The organism is Moraxella haemolytica (assembly GCF_030177935.1).
Classification (GTDB): domain Bacteria; phylum Pseudomonadota; class Gammaproteobacteria; order Pseudomonadales; family Moraxellaceae; genus Moraxella; species Moraxella haemolytica.
This window is the reverse complement of record NZ_CP089974.1, coordinates 393,640-410,281: the sequence shown is the minus strand read 5'-3', so window position 1 is coordinate 410,281 and position 16,642 is coordinate 393,640. Positions and strand designations below refer to the sequence as shown.

Annotated in this window: 15 protein-coding genes and 1 pseudogene; 12 read left to right on the top strand and 4 right to left on the bottom strand. The window is 44.2% G+C overall.

Annotated elements, in window-relative coordinates; translation table 11 throughout:
• The first annotated feature begins 59 nt into the window (after positions 1-59).
• The 7 genes from LU276_RS01905 to epmA all read left to right on the top strand — a co-directional run bounded on the left by LU276_RS01905 (position 60) and on the right by epmA (position 6,919).
• Complete coding sequence (locus tag LU276_RS01905; RefSeq protein ID WP_284674001.1) at positions 60-971, top strand: metallophosphoesterase; 912 nt, start codon at positions 60-62, stop codon at positions 969-971.
• Positions 972-1,108: 137 nt separating this feature from the next.
• Positions 1,109-1,645, top strand: coding sequence for a 5-(carboxyamino)imidazole ribonucleotide mutase (purE, locus tag LU276_RS01900; protein ID WP_284674000.1), 537 nt, complete (start codon positions 1,109-1,111; stop codon positions 1,643-1,645).
• Between the two features lie 120 nt (positions 1,646-1,765).
• Complete coding sequence (locus LU276_RS01895) at positions 1,766-2,887, top strand: 5-(carboxyamino)imidazole ribonucleotide synthase (RefSeq protein WP_284673999.1); 1,122 nt, start codon at positions 1,766-1,768, stop codon at positions 2,885-2,887.
• 209 nt (positions 2,888-3,096) lie between these two features.
• The gene (locus LU276_RS01890; protein WP_284673998.1) at positions 3,097-3,564 is read left to right on the top strand and encodes a YaiI/YqxD family protein; all 468 of its coding nucleotides are present in this window, start codon (positions 3,097-3,099) and stop codon (positions 3,562-3,564) included.
• Positions 3,565-3,689: 125 nt separating this feature from the next.
• Positions 3,690-4,844 (top strand): AI-2E family transporter, encoded by a 1,155-nt coding sequence (locus LU276_RS01885; protein WP_284673997.1) that lies wholly within the window; start codon positions 3,690-3,692, stop codon positions 4,842-4,844.
• Positions 4,845-4,872: 28 nt separating this feature from the next.
• Positions 4,873-5,934 carry a 4-phosphoerythronate dehydrogenase gene (locus LU276_RS01880; protein WP_284674551.1) on the top strand — a complete coding sequence of 354 codons (1,062 nt, stop codon included), beginning with the start codon at positions 4,873-4,875 and terminating at the stop codon, positions 5,932-5,934.
• A gap of 19 nt (positions 5,935-5,953) precedes the next feature.
• Positions 5,954-6,919, top strand: a complete 966-nt coding sequence (gene epmA, locus LU276_RS01875) for an EF-P lysine aminoacylase EpmA (RefSeq protein WP_418001281.1) — start codon at positions 5,954-5,956, stop codon at positions 6,917-6,919.
• Positions 6,920-6,938: 19 nt separating this feature from the next.
• On the opposite strand, the gene LU276_RS01870 is transcribed toward epmA, so the two are convergent.
• Positions 6,939-7,775, bottom strand: coding sequence for an HpcH/HpaI aldolase/citrate lyase family protein (locus LU276_RS01870; protein WP_284673995.1), 837 nt, complete (start codon positions 7,773-7,775; stop codon positions 6,939-6,941).
• Positions 7,766-8,842, bottom strand: a complete 1,077-nt coding sequence (locus LU276_RS01865; protein ID WP_284673994.1) for an enoyl-CoA hydratase/isomerase family protein — start codon at positions 8,840-8,842, stop codon at positions 7,766-7,768. The genes LU276_RS01870 and LU276_RS01865 overlap by 10 nt, the downstream gene beginning before the upstream one ends.
• Before the next feature lie 197 nt (positions 8,843-9,039).
• On the opposite strand from LU276_RS01865, the gene yaaA reads away from it, so the two are divergent.
• Positions 9,040-9,822, top strand: a complete 783-nt coding sequence (yaaA, locus tag LU276_RS01860) for a peroxide stress protein YaaA (protein ID WP_284673993.1) — start codon at positions 9,040-9,042, stop codon at positions 9,820-9,822.
• A gap of 87 nt (positions 9,823-9,909) precedes the next feature.
• Here the strand turns inward: yaaA and pta are convergent.
• Together pta and LU276_RS01850 are read right to left on the bottom strand one after the other, a co-directional pair.
• Positions 9,910-10,974 (bottom strand): annotated as a pseudogene (pta, locus tag LU276_RS01855) (phosphate acetyltransferase); the annotation flags it as partial.
• Positions 10,975-11,317: 343 nt separating this feature from the next.
• Positions 11,318-12,505, bottom strand: coding sequence for an acetate/propionate family kinase (locus LU276_RS01850; protein ID WP_284673991.1), 1,188 nt, complete (start codon positions 12,503-12,505; stop codon positions 11,318-11,320).
• Positions 12,506-12,793: 288 nt separating this feature from the next.
• Between LU276_RS01850 and lptM the strand changes: the two genes are divergently transcribed.
• From lptM to LU276_RS01830, 4 genes are all read left to right on the top strand, one after another.
• Positions 12,794-12,955, top strand: coding sequence for an LPS translocon maturation chaperone LptM (gene lptM, locus LU276_RS01845; protein ID WP_284673990.1), 162 nt, complete (start codon positions 12,794-12,796; stop codon positions 12,953-12,955).
• Between the two features lie 114 nt (positions 12,956-13,069).
• Positions 13,070-14,398 carry a diaminopimelate decarboxylase gene (lysA, locus tag LU276_RS01840; protein ID WP_284674550.1) on the top strand — a complete coding sequence of 443 codons (1,329 nt, stop codon included), beginning with the start codon at positions 13,070-13,072 and terminating at the stop codon, positions 14,396-14,398.
• Between the two features lie 229 nt (positions 14,399-14,627).
• The gene (gene dapF / locus LU276_RS01835) at positions 14,628-15,533 is read left to right on the top strand and encodes a diaminopimelate epimerase (RefSeq protein ID WP_284673989.1); all 906 of its coding nucleotides are present in this window, start codon (positions 14,628-14,630) and stop codon (positions 15,531-15,533) included.
• A 62-nt stretch (positions 15,534-15,595) separates the two neighbouring features.
• The gene (locus tag LU276_RS01830; RefSeq protein WP_284673988.1) at positions 15,596-16,594 is read left to right on the top strand and encodes a tyrosine recombinase XerC; all 999 of its coding nucleotides are present in this window, start codon (positions 15,596-15,598) and stop codon (positions 16,592-16,594) included.
• The last annotated feature ends 48 nt before the right edge of the window (positions 16,595-16,642 follow it).

The following is a 16,642-nucleotide window of genomic DNA, read 5'->3' as shown; positions in this document are numbered from 1 at the left end:
TTTTGCATTGGTATTGAACAATAAATCTTTAAAAAACAATTTGGCTGATATATTTTGATATGATTTACGACATTATTGGCGACATACATGGTCAAGCAGACAAGCTACAAGGGCTGTTAAGTCAGCTTGGCTACCAGCATGATGGCACAAGCCACATCGCCCCGCCCAATCACATGGCGATATTTGTTGGCGATTTGATTGACCGTGGGCAATTACAGCTTGAGACGCTAAGCATTGTTTTTGATATGCTAGATAATCATCAAGCCTTAGCCGTCATGGGTAATCATGAATATAATGCCATCGGTTATGCCTCAACCGATCAAGCAGGCAAGCAAATCTATACACCCACCCCACGCCAAAATGAAGTACATCGGGCTTTTTTGGACGCTGTTGGCGAAGGTTCGCCACGCCATCGGTATTGGCTGTCTCGCTTTTTTGAGTTACCGCTTTGGCTTGAATTTGATGCATTCATTGTCGTTCACGCCTGCTATGATGCCCGTGCTATTCAAGCACTTACTCCCCATCTGTATAATGGGCGACTAAGCCAAAATAACTTTGAAAAACTGCCCAAAGAGACTCACCACCACATCTTAAAACTGTTGGCAGGCTTGCAGACAACACTACCTAATGACATCTACATCAAAGATAGCATGGGTCATCTTAGACAAGATATCCGCATTCGCTGGTGGGAGAACGACCTAAAACAGCCCATCGTTAAGTTATCTGCTGCCAGTAACTGCGACATATCCGACCTACCTGATGATTTGGTCTGTCCGATTGATTTTTATCTAAGCACAACCAAACCCATTATCATCGGACATTATTGGCTGACAGGCGAACCCCTGCCTTTATCTTCTCAAGTTGTCTGCACTGACTATTCGGCAGGTAAAGATGGGTATTTAACCGCTTATCAATTTGACACAGACAACCCTACCATTAGCTTAAATAATTTTGTACAGTTTATTGGTTAATACAACACACTGCCAAGTCGTTCACCAAAAACAGCGATTTATCCCCTTTGGCATGAATGACATCAATTTTTCGCTAACTTTGTGTAAAACTTTGATATAATAAATCGCTTCATAGCACCATTTTTAAGGAAAAAAATATGTCTAGCCAAGCACAACCTGCACCCATCGCCTCGCCAGATGGCATACCTAAAGTTGGCATCATCATGGGCAGTCAGTCAGACTGGGCAACCATGATTGAAGCCGCTCAAGTACTTGCCGACTTTGGCGTGCCTTTTGAGTGTCAGGTCGTCTCAGCACATCGCACCCCTGACAAGCTTTTTGACTATGCCAAATCAGCCAAAACTCGTGGGCTGTCCATCATCATCGCAGGGGCAGGCGGTGCAGCACATCTGCCAGGTATGTGTGCTAGCCAAACAGATTTGCCTGTGCTTGGCGTACCTGTCAAATCAAGCACACTTTCAGGTTGGGATAGCTTGCTTTCTATCGTTCAGATGCCTCGTGGTGTCTCGGTCGGTACGCTTGCCATCGGTGGGGCAGGTGCATATAATGCAGGATTGCTCGCTGTGCAAATGCTTGCCATCACTGATGAAGCATTGGGCAAAAAGTTAAGTGAATTTCGCACCAAGCAGACCCAATCTATCCTAGATAACCCAACGCCTGGCATTATCAATTAAAACACAAATAATCGTCCCACCTAGGGGCGATTTTGCTTAATATTTAGTCACTTATCCGTTAAACAATCAAGCAATCATCAACACCACAAACAAGTTACGCACAAGGTTAAAAGGTTTACTATGACAACACTCGCCCCCATTCGCACCATCGGCATCTTCGGTGGTGGTCAGCTTGGTCTTATGCTAGGTAATGCTGCTCGCCCCTTAGGCATCAAGACGGTATTTTTAGAAGACGCACCCAATCCGCCTGCATCACTGGCAGGGCAAGTCTACACAACCGCCCAATTTGATAACTTCGCCAAAGCGTGCGACCTTGTTACCCTAGAGTTTGAGAACACGCCTTTAGATGTCGCCCAACGCCTAGAACAGCAGACACTTTATCCACCATCACAAGCATTATTCATCGCCCAAGACCGCCTAAACGAAAAAAATCTGTTCAATAAACTGGGCATCACTACCGTGCCATTTTTGGCGGTCAACTCCCAAGACGAATTACAACAAGCCTGTGATGAACTAGGACTACCCTTAGTACTAAAAACCTCTCGGGGTGGCTATGATGGCAAAGGACAATTTGTCATCAAGACAGCTGACGACATCAACACCGCTTGGGGCGAGCTTGGTCAGGCGTGTGCGACTGCCCCACTCATCGCTGAAGGCTTCATCAACTTTAGTCGAGAAGTCTCCATCATCGCTGTGCGTTCACAAAGTGGTGAGATTCGCTACTATCCTCTTGTAGAAAATATCCATAAAGATGGCATTCTTGCCAAAACCATCGCTCCTGCCCCAGACGCCCAACACCTAACCAGTCAAGCCCAAGAAAACATCAAAAAATTGCTTGAACATCTCAACTATGTCGGTATTTTAACCTTAGAACTCTTTGTAACAGAACACGGACTGATTGCCAATGAAATCGCCCCACGAGTACATAATTCTGGGCATTACAGCATTGAAGGGGCGGTGTGTAGCCAGTTTGAAAATCACATGCGTGCAGTGGCAGGCTTACCGCTTGGCGATACCAGCATGATTAAGCCATCTGTGATGCTCAATGTGATTGGCAGCTATCCAAATTTACAAGAAATCCTTGCTATTGATGGCGTGTACTTTCATCACTATCACAAAGATGAAAGAGAAGGTCGTAAAATCGCCCACATCACCATCATGCCAACCGACAGCGACCAACTAGACGAGACAGTAGCAAAGGTTGTGTCATTGCTACCAAATAAGCTAGGTCTGGATAACTAAGACCCAACTAACGATAATTAGCCTTGCTTTTGGCGTGTTGTCATTGCCTGTTTATAGTCATTTGTATGTTGTATCAGACGACAAAGGCTTATTTCATACTTTATCTGTAGTCATGAGCCAATAAAACAGGCTGACAACCCCATCAAGTCATCAAACGCCACAGCATACATTACCAAGCTAGTACCAGACATCATACCAAGCACCGCACCATGAAAATCTACATAGACGCAGACGCACTCCCCATCATCGCCAAAGAACTCATCATTAAGGCTGCCAATCGCACAGGTGTAGAAGCCATTTTTGTGGCAAATCGCTTTATTAAATTACCCCCATCTCCCCGGTTGCACATGATTGTGGTTAATCAAGGTTTTGATAAAGCCGATGAATATATCGTCAGCAATGCCAATCAAGGCGATTTGGTCATCACAAGCGACATTCCACTTGCTAACGATGTACTGGGCAAAAAAGCAAAGGTTTTAACCAGTCGTGGCGAAGAATTCACTTTAGACAACATCAAGCCCAAACTAAACGCAAGAGATTTCATGGAAACCTTGCGTGGAACAGGCGTACTAGACCCAAAACAGATGGGCGGTCAAAAGCCTTATGGCGATAAAGACAAACAGGCCTTCGCTAATGGACTAAATAGACTGGTAATCAGCAGTGGTGGTAAAGGTTGATTCAGCTTCAAGATACCACTTAAATTTTAGCAACACAAATATGCAAAAAACCACAAAAACCTCAAGCACAATGACAAAAAATTTGGCATAATAAAACTCATATTTTGCCACCTAAACACACTCTCATGCTAGAAACTTGGACCAAAGAAGTCGCACTACAACGCCTACTCGCCCTAACCTTGCTTACCATCTTAATCCTCTTATGTTTTCAGATAGTCAAGTTTTTTATTTCGCCTGCCATTTGGGGGGCGATTTTGGCGTATATCACCTTTCCCTTGTACCGATTTTTTCACAAAAAGGTTCATCTTAGCCCAACGCTAAGTGCACTCATTATGACGGTTGGCATCTCTTTGGCAATCGGCGTACCACTGGTGGCAGGTGTTTTTTTCTTACAGCAAGAAGTCATCAGTTTTTATAGCATGGCAATTCATCGCTTGCAGGCAGGCTACATTGATTTACCCAACAACATCAAAAACCTACCTGTCATCGGTCAGCAGATTAAAAATATCCTATGGGAAATCAATAAAGACCCAGAAGCATCAATGACAGCAGTGCGTACATGGGTGCAGTCGCATCTATACTATGGCAAGATGGCATTTGATGCCATACTAAAAAATCTTGCCAAACTTGGCATGGCTTTAATGACTTTATTTTTCTTTTATCGAGACGGTCATATTCTAATGAAGCAAATTCGCCAAGCCATGCGAAACATCATCGGCGACCGCATTGATAACTACATTGACTCTGTAGGAGCAACAACACAGGCTGTCATTTATGGTATCGGTCTTACAGCAGTGGTACAAGCCCTACTAGCAGGAGTGGGCTATGCGATAGCAGGAGCACCAAACCCCATCTTACTTACCGTCATTACCTTTGTGGTGGCACTCATTCCTTTTGGTACGCCATTTGCTTGGGGTGGTGTCGCTTTATGGCTACTGTCGCAGGGTCATACCACCGAAGGCATCGGACTTGGCTTATGGGGAATATTGGTGATTAGCTGGGTGGATAATCTGATTCGCCCTATCGTAATTAGTGGTGCAACCAAGATTCCTTTTATCATCATCTTTATTGGGGTGCTTGGTGGATTGACAGCGTTCGGATTTGTGGGGTTATTCATCGGTCCTGTGGTGCTTGCCATTGGACTTGCCGTATGGCGTGAATGGGTAAGTCAGCACAAAAATGAAATCTTCGCCAAAAAAGATGGCGAACTCGTTGTAGGTGATGGTGCAGGACTTTTGGTTGATACCAATCCTAAGCACACACCAGATGATGGTCATTAGCCAGCAACCAGATAAGAGTATTGACACCATGATTACCATCATCGCTGATGAAAATATTGCCAATCTAGATAACTATCTTGTTCATCATGACATTCGTCTCATCAAAATGAAAGGGCGTTGCATTAATCAAGTCGCTCTTGATGAACACCAGCCTGACGCTTTATTTGTTAGGTCGGTAACCCCCATCAACCCACAAACCATCAGCGATTTTGGTAAGATTCGCTTTATCGGTTCAGCAACCATCGGCACTGACCACATTGATATTGATTATCTACACCGTAAGGGTATCTGCTTTGCCAATGCTCAAGGATCAAGCAAGCACTCGGTCGCTCAATATGTCATCTGTGCCATCTTGCACCTACGCTCACACTCGATTGACACACCCACCACTCTTGGCATTATCGGGCTTGGCAATATTGGTAGCACCCTTGCCAAATACGCACAGGATTTGGGCTGGCAGGTATTAGGATATGACCCTTATCTACCAAAATCACAGTTAAATAACAGCGAATTGTACGAACTGTTGGCACAAAGCGACATCGTCTCCATACACACACCACTCACCCACACAGGCGATTATCCAACGCATCAATTATTTGATAAAACCGTCTTATCTCACCTAAAAAGCCACGCCATACTGATTAATACCGCTCGTGGCGAGATTATCAATCAGGCGGATTTACTGCTTACCATTGCCGACAAAAAGCTACGCACAGCCTTAGATGTCTTTCCATACGAGCCTAGCATTGATGCGGTATTACTTAATCAGATTAGCCTTGCTACACCACACATCGCAGGCTATACGATTGAAGGTAAAATGCGTGGTACAGACATGATTTATCAAGATTTTTGCAAAGCATTTGATTTACCAATCATACAAAACCTTGAAGCCTTGCTACCACCTAATTGTTATCATTGGGCAAACTTTAAAAAAAGTGTCACACAAGACAGTCAAAGCACGCTAAGATATTTTTATGATATATACAAAGATGACCAAAGTCTAAGAGCGGTCAATAAGGACGGTGTATCCGCCCAAGATTTTGATGCCCTACGCAAGCACTATGCTCTACGCCACGAATGGCAATACTAAATCATATTTTTAAATCAATATTTTCATCATGACATATCAACCCACCCAAAGCCTAGTCCACGCCCAAAAGCGTGCCGTCCTGCTTGCCAAGATTCGCCAGTTTTTTTCCGATAAAGGCGTCCTTGAAGTTAGCACCCCATTACTGTCTCATGCAGGCAACACCGATGTATTCATTGATTCTGTATCCGTCAATTTTCATCAAGCAGGTAAGGCAACAACAGGCTATCTACACACTTCACCAGAGTTTGCGATGAAACGCCTACTTGCCACTTGGCAAGTACCGATTTATCAGATATGCCCTGTCTTTCGAGATAATGAGAGTGGTCATAAACATAACATTGAGTTTACCATGCTAGAATGGTATCGCCCACACTTTGGGCTTGATGAGCTTGCCTGCGAGCTTGGGGAGCTCATCAGCTTGGTATTTAATCAACCCATCGCACTCAAAAAAATAAGTTACCGCCAAAGTTTTGAATCACTAGGCATCCACCCTTTTTTAAGCAGTATTGATAAGATGCGCGATTGTGCCAAAGCACACAACATCACACTAGACATGGGTGATGACAGACAAGGTTGGCTTGATTTATTATTTAGTCATTTGGTTGAGCCACATTTGGGCAAAGATGCACCAACTTTGGTAACAAACTACCCGCCTGCTACCGCCGCTCTTGCCAAAACCGCCCATGATGATGAGGGCTTTCTAGTCGCCAAAAGATTTGAATTGTATATCAACGGCATAGAAATCGCCAACGCCTACGATGAGCTAGCATCAAGCGATGAACTGCTGGCACGCTTTTATGCAGACAACGCTGAGCGAGAGAGATTAGGTCGCCCCATCATGCCGATTGACATGAACATGGTGCGTGCCTGCGATGATTTGCTGCCATGCAGTGGTATCGCCTTGGGTGTGGACAGACTGCTGATGGTGAGTGCCAATCTATCTGATATCACACAAGCCATCGCCTTAACTACTGAGCGTGCTTGATACAAATAGGTGGTTTATTTTAATCAACTGATGCCTTATCTGGTGGTAGCCCTAGCAGTTTTTTCGCCCAATCAATGACAGGCAAGTCCACCATCTCACCCTGAACTGAGAACACCGCCCGCCCTGTTTCTTTATGTGTCGCCAATACTTTTTTGGCAAAATTCATCACCTCATCGCTAGGGGCGGTGGCACGCTGTACAGGGATAACTTGATTTGGGTGTATGAGCAACTGTCCGCCAAAACCGAACTCTTTGGCATATCGAGCAAATCTCTCCACACCCTGCCCATCATGAAAATCTGCAAAAATCGTCTCAATCGGTGCGGATAACTGATTGGCAACCGAATGCAGTAGCAGTTCTGTGCGGATTTTATCAAACACCACTTTCGCTGATGGCGTTTTTGGTAGTAAGCCTAACGACTTGCTCAAATCCAAACAGCCATAAGTCATGGCAAATAGCCCTGTAGCGGTAGCAATCTGCGGAATGTTTAATACGCCCTTAGCCGTCTCAATCACAGCAATGATAGGCAACGATGTCGCCTGATGCACAGCGGTAACAGACAAGGCAGATTCCGCCTTTGGTAGTAGCACGCCCTGCACATGATTTAGATCATTTAATAGCTCAATATCATGAGCATAATCATAAGTATGTGCCGCATTGATACGCAACCAATACGGCCGATTACTTTGGCGATCAAAATCCTTTAGGTTGGCACGCACCTTTGCTTTATGGCTTGACTCTACAGCATCCTCTAAATCAATGATGATGTGGGTCGCACCACTATCCATAGCCTTAGCCACTCTATCTAAGCGAGTGGCAGGGACGAACAGATAAGTTGAAAAGCAGGCTAATTGCATGAAGCCTCCCCAAAAAACTCATCAATATAGCCAGTCGGCATATCAGATAGAGTATATCGCCAATTTGGGTTTTTATCTTTATCAATCAGCAAGGCTCGCACACCCTCTTTAAAGTCGCCCTTTTCTACGCAGGCAGTACCGATGATGGTCTCTAGGTCAAAGATTTGGCGTAATGAATGGTCTTTTTTACCAGTTTTTAGGTCATGATAAATTTTAAAGGTAATCGCCTTAGTTGTATCCGAACCATGATTATACAGTGCTATGGCAGATTTAATGAACTCATCATCACCTTGATAATCCTTTAAAGCCTTATCAATATCCGCCAAACTTCCTGCATTCATCAGTGTATTGATGTCATCAAACGCATTTAACAATCCGCTGTCTGCTAGGATAGAGATGTCGTGAAATTCATTCAAACAAGCTGATAACAAATGGTGATTGGTTGCATTATCCTGAAAGTCAATTTGGCAAAGATGGGTTAATACATCGTCAAATCGCTCATGACTAACCGCAAAATCCGCCACACCAAAAGCATAAGCATCCGCCCCTGTAAACCTTGCACCTGTCAAGCCCAAAAACAACCCAACCTTGCCTGCCAAATGGTTTAAAAAATAAGACGCTCCTGCATCAGGAAACAATCCAATAGACACCTCAGGCATTGCCATCAGCGTATTTTGGGTAACAACTTTATGGCTAGATGCAGTAAACAGCCCCATACCGCCACCCATCGTGATGCCATGCCCCCATACCAAAATTGGCTTAGGATAAATGTGCATGGCGTACATCAGCCCATATTCATGCGTAAAAAATTCGTGAGCAGTTGTACCGTCCGTATCGCCATACAGTGCCTTGATATCACCTCCTGCACACAGCCCCTTCTCGCCAGCTCCATGTAGCACAATCATCGCCACCGACTCATCATCTCGCCACATATTTAACAGCTCATGGGTACGCTTGACCATCGCTAGGTTCTGGGCGTTTAGAGCTTTTGGGTTGTTCAATGTAATCACAGCAACCGCCTTGCCTTGCGTAGTAGGCATCAAGCGAAATAAAACAAAATCCGTCATAACCGCTCCTTATTCATTCATATCAATCTTATTCATCAGTGCCAATTTAGCATAACAGATTTTATGGGGGCAATCAATGATAAGGCACCCAAATACATGAATTGGCAATTTTAACTTTGTATTTTGATGGTTTTTACCTATAATATAAAGCAAGAACATAAAGCAAGTAACACAACAAGCACCCCATAGGATTGCCCATGTATTTTTTATTATCTCCTGCCAAAAACCTAGATGAAAAAACTGCCCTGCCCATTGATGTTAGCGACCATCTTAGCCAGCCTTCTTTGATTGAGCACGCCATTGATTTAATGAAGACACTCAAAACCAAAGATGTCTTAGACTTACAAGAATTAATGCACATCTCTGCTAAGATTGCCGAGCTTAATGTCGCAAGAAATGCCGATTGGGCATACCCTTTTAATAACTTGGCTAAACCAGCCGTCTATCTGTTTGATGGCGATGTCTATACAGGTTTGGACGCTTATTCACTAAATAAAGATGAAATCTTATACCTAAATAAGCACTTAGGCATCTTATCAGGGCTGTACGGACTGCTAAAACCACTTGACAATATGCTCGCCTACCGCTTGGAGATGGGCACAAAATTAAAAACGCCAAACGCTGACAACCTTTATCAATACTGGGGTGATACCATCACCGACCTAATCAATGAGCGTATCCAACAAAGTGGTTCTAATGTACTCATCAATCTTGCTTCCACCGAATACTATGGAGCAGTCAAGCCCAATAAAATAGACGCCACCATCATCACACCAAAATTTTTAGATCAAAAAAATGGGCAATATAAAATCATCAGTTTCTATGCCAAAAAAGCTCGTGGCATGATGGTAAACTATGCCTGTACACACAATATCACAGACCCCAATGAACTCAAAAACTTTGATACAGACGGCTATTATTTTGATGAAAACGCAAGCAGTGATGACGAATGGGTATTTAAAAGAGCTGAACGGACATAATCCATCATTCAACCAATCAACATCATCACAAAACAAAAAATCCCTGCCATGTAGCAGGGATTTTTATCAGATTCACATCAAAGCCGATTAAGCATCGATGGCCTGAATGGCGGTCAAGGCGATGGTATAAACAATATCATCTACCAAACAGCCACGAGACAAGTCATTGACAGGCTTATTAAGACCCTGAAGCATTGGACCTACACTGATTACATTACCTGTACGCTGTACCGCCTTATAGGTGGTATTGCCTGTATTTAGATCTGGGAAGATAAAGACATTTGCCTCGCCTGCTACTACAGAATTAGGAGCTTTTTGTTTGCCCACAGATGGCACACAAGCTGCATCAAACTGCAAAGGGCCATCTACTTTTAAATCTGGTGCTTTTTCACGCACGATGGTCAGAGCGTTTTTAACCAAATCCACATCCTCGCCTGCACCAGAGTTCATGGTTGAATAGCTGATGAGTGCAACTTTTGGGTCAATGCCAAAGGCTTTGGCGGATTCTGCTGATTGAATGGCAATTTCAGCCAACTGCTCGGCAGTCGGATTTGGATTGACCGCACAGTCGCCGTATACCACTACAGAATCAGGCAGTAGCATAAAAAACACACTCGATACTAAGCTGTACTCAGGAGCGGTCTTAATCAGCTGGAATGCTGGGCGAATGGTATCTGCGGTCGTATGTACCGCACCTGAAACCAGACCATCTACATCGCCAACTTGTAGCATCATTGTGCCTAGATAAACAGAGTCCTCCAAAGCAGATTTTGCACCTGCTTCATCAATCTTACCCTTACGGCGCTCTACCATCGGAGCAACATATTTATCAAGAATGGTTGTGGGGTCAATGATTTCTATGTCGTCAGGCAAAGTTACGCCATGCTCGTCCGCCACCGCACGAATCTTGTCAGGATTGCCAAGTAGCACACATTGAGCAATGCCACGAGACTGGCAAATCGCTGCAGCTTCGATGGTGCGTGGTTCATCGCCTTCTGGTAGGACAATGCGTTTTTTGGCGGCTTGTGCTTTTTTGACCAATTCATGGCGAAATGCTGATGGAGATAGATTTTTTGCACGAGTGCTTGGCTTGATAAGAGCCGTCAGTTCACCATCTTCGCTCACTTGCCCAATAACACGCTCAGCAAACTCTGCCTTAGCAATATTTAACAGTGCTTCATTATCACCTACCAAAATCACATCAGCATCAAGTGCTTTTGCCAAGTCGCCATTCACACGGCTAGCGTACGAATGCTGAAGGCTGATGCCTTTCACTAGCTGAATGTCATCGCCATTTTCTTGAACTTTGGCATATACAAGCTCAAGCAAATCGTCCAAGTTTTTGTTTGCTAAGGCGGATTCAAACTCAGACTGCCCAAAAGTCGCTAATGGATCAAAGGCAACTTTGTCCGCTTTGGCAATCAAGCCGTCAAGATTAACATCTTGTACTGGTACTAATAAAATTGTCGTCATAATCATTCCTTAAAAATACCAATCACAAACCCAAAGCAACTTTCGTCTCTTTGGCGATTTGGAATTCTTCATCGGTTGGGATTACCCAAAACTCAAAGGTGGAATCTGCAGCATGAAAACTACCCTCTGCACCCAATCTCAAGGCTGCATTTTTATCGCTGTCAATTTTTGCACCGATGTGTTTTAGATGACTGATGATTTTTTCACGCATGGCAGTACCATTCTCGCCCACACCACCTGTAAAGGCAATCCCTGTTAGTTTTGGCAAAGCAGCGGTCAGACCAAGTAGGTATTTGGCGGTGCGATAAGCAAACATATCCAGTGCCAATGAAGCATCGGCATTGCCCTCTGCGTCAGCCTGCTCAAGGTTACGCATGTCATTTGATATGCCAGAAACGCCTAGCAGACCACTTTTTTTGTTCAGTAGTGTATCAATCTCTTCAATAGACAGACCTAAGGTGCGATGCAAATGAATGTGCATACTTGGGTCAATATCCCCCGATCTAGTGCCCATCATCAAGCCCTCTAACGGCGTGATACCCATAGAAGTATCTAAGCTCTTACCATCATAAATCGCTGTAGCAGAACAGCCATTACCCAAGTGAGCCACAATCCAACCATGCTCGCCTGCCGCCTCTGTCAGCTCGCTAGCACGGCTTGATACATAGGCGTGCGATGAGCCATGAAAGCCGTAACGACGGATTTGATGCTCGGTATACAATTCCTTTGGAATGGCGTAGCGATAAGCGTGCTCAGGCATACTTTGATGGAACGCAGTATCAAAAATTGCCACCTGTGGCAAATCTGGATAGATGGCAGATATCGCCTTGATGCCTGCTGCATTAGCAGGATTGTGCAGTGGTGCTAGCGTCGCTAGTGATTCAATCGCCTCTAGCACCTCTTGGGTGATGATGGTCGCTGATTTAAACTTATCACCACCATGTACCACACGATGACCAACCGCTACAGGCTTATACTCACTGATTAGGTCATTTAAGATGATTTGTAGAGCTTCGGCATGAGCACCTGAATTTGGAATATTGATTTGGGTTTTATTACCATCTAGGTCTTTGTGCTTGATACGAGCATCGCTATTGCCCAATGCTTCTGCCAAACCTTCGATACGGCTTTCGCCATCTTCGCTGATGAGTGCATATTTAATAGATGAAGAACCGCAGTTAAGCACTAAGGTTGGATTATTTAATGACATTATTTATTTCCTTATCCTGAATTTGGATGGGTAGAAAATCTTAGAGCTTGTATCGCCAAATATTAGGAATACAAGCCCCAAGAAAGCCAAATGCTTTCTTTGGCATTATAGCAATAAATCACCCAAAAGTCTTTAGCAAATCTTACCAAACCCTGTCAGTGATTATCAAGATACCACCAACTTTTTTCCTTTAAATTCATCATCTTAGACTAATTTTTTGAAAATTAATTGGTATTTGGTTAAAATTTAGGTAAAATAATTTTTCAATTCGTAACAAAAAAATCAACCATGAAAGCCACTTTAATCCCTACCTTACTCTGCACACTTCTTGCCATCAGCCTGACTGCTTGTGGTCAAAAAGGGGCATTATACTTACCCGAAAAACCCCAAACAATCCCAACTACCCAAACCCAAGAACAATCAGCCGCCACCAGCCCAAACGATTACTAATCGGCTTAAATACTCTCACTTAGTTATCGGCATATTAACGCTTGATACAAATAACCTGCCAACTCCGATCACTTTTATTATTTTATTACTTTTTATTTTTTTTGAGAATGTATGATGACTTTTAGTACGGTAAGCCAAACCACCGATGGCACGCTTCATATTAACGCCGCCCAACTTGTTGATGCCCTGCCTGCCCTTGACTATCAAGACGGCATACTCCACATTGATGGCGTGAATGCCCATGCCCTAAAAGAGCAGTATGGCACACCGCTTTATGTATATTCTAAGAACACTTTATTGGCCAATTATACTGCTTATGTTGAGAGTTTTAGTGCTTTAAACGATGTGCATATCTGCTATGCAGTCAAGGCAAATTCCAACCTTGCAGTACTATCCACTCTTGCTAAAGCAGGGGCTGGCTTTGATATCGTCTCAATCGGTGAGTTGTCTCGTGTGCTAAAAGCAGGTGGTCAAGCCGACAGCATCGTTTATTCTGGTGTTGGCAAAACCAAAAGCGACATTGCTCAAGCCCTGCAAGCTGGTATTGGTTGCTTTAATGTTGAGGCCATGAGCGAGCTTGATACCATCAATGAAGTCGCTCAAAGCATGGGGGTAAAAGCCCCCATCGCTCTACGCATCAATCCTGATGTTGATGCCAAAACACACCCTTATATCTCTACAGGCATGAAAGATAATAAATTTGGTATCTCACATGACATTGCCATCAGTGCTTATGAATATGCCAAAACCCTGCCCCATCTTGACATCATCGGCATTGATTGCCACATCGGTTCACAGCTAACCGAGGTCAAACCTTTTGTTGATGCTTTAGATAAGATGATTGAGCTGATTGATGAGCTTGCCAATCGTGGCATTAAACTAAAACATCTTGATTTTGGTGGTGGTTTGGGCGTACGCTATATTGACGAAAGCCCTGTTAGTGTGCATGAGTTTGCCGAAGCTTTGCTCCCCAAGCTACTTAGCCTACAAGCAAAATATAATCTTGGGCTACACCTAGAGCCTGGACGCAACATCGCCGCCAATGCAGGGGTGTTATTGACCAGTACCATTGCCCTAAAGCCCACTGATCACAAAAATTTTGCCATTGTTGATGCGTCCATGAGTGAACTCATTCGCCCTGCTCTTTATGAATCAGTCATGGCAATCATTAACACCGCCCTTGATGACAACAAACAGGCACAGACTTGGGATATTGTTGGTGCAGTGTGCGAGTCAAGCGATTTTTTAGGCAAAGACCGTCATCTTGCCCTAGAAGTGGGCGACTTATTGGCAGTAACAGGTGCAGGAGCTTATGGCTTTACCATGTCAAGTAACTACAACAGTCGTCCACGCCCTGCTGAGGTTATGGTTGACAATGGCACGCATCGCATCGTACGAGAGCGAGAGACGCTTGAAGACCTATGGCGTGGCGAATCCATCTGACCACCCATCAATCCAAAAAGCACTCATGAGCGAGTGCTTTTTTTGATGAATGACCAAATCAAAAATCAATAAAAAAACCAGATTATTACCGTTTTTCATCAGTTCATTGAAATTTGTGAAATTTACTAGGCAAATTCTGATACATCATGATAAGATAGTCATGCTATATATGGATAGATTTTAGGTAAGGAATGCCCATCTTGATGCTTTAAAGACATAAGGGATAACAATGCTAATCGAATTTACCAAAATGCACGGTCTAGGCAATGATTTTATGGTTATTGACCTAGTAACACAGCGCATGACTCTCACCACCGAACTGGTGCGTCTATTGGCAGACCGCCATCTGGGCATCGGTTTTGACCAGCTACTCATTGTTGAGCCACCAAGTCGCCCTGATGTGGATTTTAAATATCGTATCTTCAACGCCGATGGCACAGAAGTTGGTCAATGTGGCAATGGTGCTCGTTGCTTTGCATCTTTTATACAGGCTCGCAAACTATCTTTTAAACAAAGACTTCGTGTTGAGACCGCCAGCGGTATCATCACTCTGACCACTGACCGCTATGGCTGGGTACAAGTTGGCATGGGCAAACCAAAATTTAAACCACACGAGATTCCTTTTACCCCCCAAGCCATTACCAAAATTGGCAACTGCTACCGTCTAAATGTTGATGGCGAACCGATTGAACTTTACATCGCCAACATGGGCAACCCCCATGCCATCATTAAAGTTGATGATGTGCTTACCGCCGATGTAGAACGACTTGGCAAATTAATTGAGTCACACAAGGCTTTTCCTGAGCATGTCAATGTTGGCTTCATGCAAATCGTCAATCAAAGACACATTCGCCTGCGTGTCTATGAACGAGGGGTGGGAGAGACCCAAGCCTGTGGCACAGGGGCGTGTGCGGCAGTCGTAACAGGCATCAAAGAAGGCTGGCTTGATGAAGGCGTAGATATTCGTGCTCAGCTGTACGGTGGCAGTCTTGCCATTCGCTGGCAAGAAGGCTATCCTGTCATGATGACAGGTCCGACCGCCTTTGTCTTTGAGGGCGTATTTAGCCCAGATGGGTTATCAGCCCAAGCAGGCATCAGCACAGCACCCAATACAACAGGCGACTACTCATCATGATAGCCTTGATTGATTAACCCTGCCAAAGGTAGGTTTTCTACCTTTGGTATCGCTGGTATCTTATGCGTCTAAACAACCTACTAAACCAACTCATCAGCCCCCCTGCCGAACAAGATACCCAACTACCCAAAAATTGGAGTATCGTTCAGGCATGGCTTGATGTATTATCAATACAAAACTATTCAGCACACACCATCACCGCTTATACCACCACTTTGATGCGTGTCATGAACTTCATAGAAAAAGATGTCAGACTACAAGGCGATTACTTATTGTTTGATCAAAAGGATTTAACCCGCTATATCACCCAACGCCTAGAAAAAGACAATATCAAATCCACCAGTGCAAAACAAGAGCTGTCCGCCATTCGTAAATTCTACGCTCATCTCATTCAATCAGGTCAAATCAAACATAACCCCACCACAGGCTACCGCTTAAAAGCACAGCCTAGACCATTGCCAAAACTTGGTGATGTGGACATGATGATGCAGCTGCTTGACCAACCCATGCCTGACGATGCCAACAAAGCAAGGCTATGGATACGAGACAGAGCAATGTTTGAGCTTATGTATAGTAGCGGTTTGCGTCTGTCCGAACTTTCCAATCTTGATGTTGGTGATATTGACCTGCGTGCAGGCATGGTACGCATCTTGGGTAAGGGTAATAAAGTACGCTTAGCTCCTGTAGGTCAAAAAGCCATCGATGCCCTAAAGATTTACCTACCGCATCGCACTCTGTGGCAAGAAGGCACGGACGCCTTATTCATCAGTGAGCGACATGGCACAAGGCTTAGTAACCGAGCCATACAATTACGCTTAAAAGTCTGTGCCACCAATGCAGGCATTGCCCAACATCTGCACCCGCACTTACTCAGGCACTGTTTTGCTTCACATATGCTGTCATCAAGCGGTGATTTGCGTGCAGTTCAAGAGATGCTTGGTCATACCAATATCAGTACCACTCAGATTTACACCCAAGTTGATTTTGGAGCACTTACTCGTGTCTATGACAAAGCACATCCTCGAGCAGTGGCTCATGTGCTAGATAGCATAGATGATTGATTGGTTTAACTTCATCAATCAGCCAAGACCAAACACCCACAAAATCAG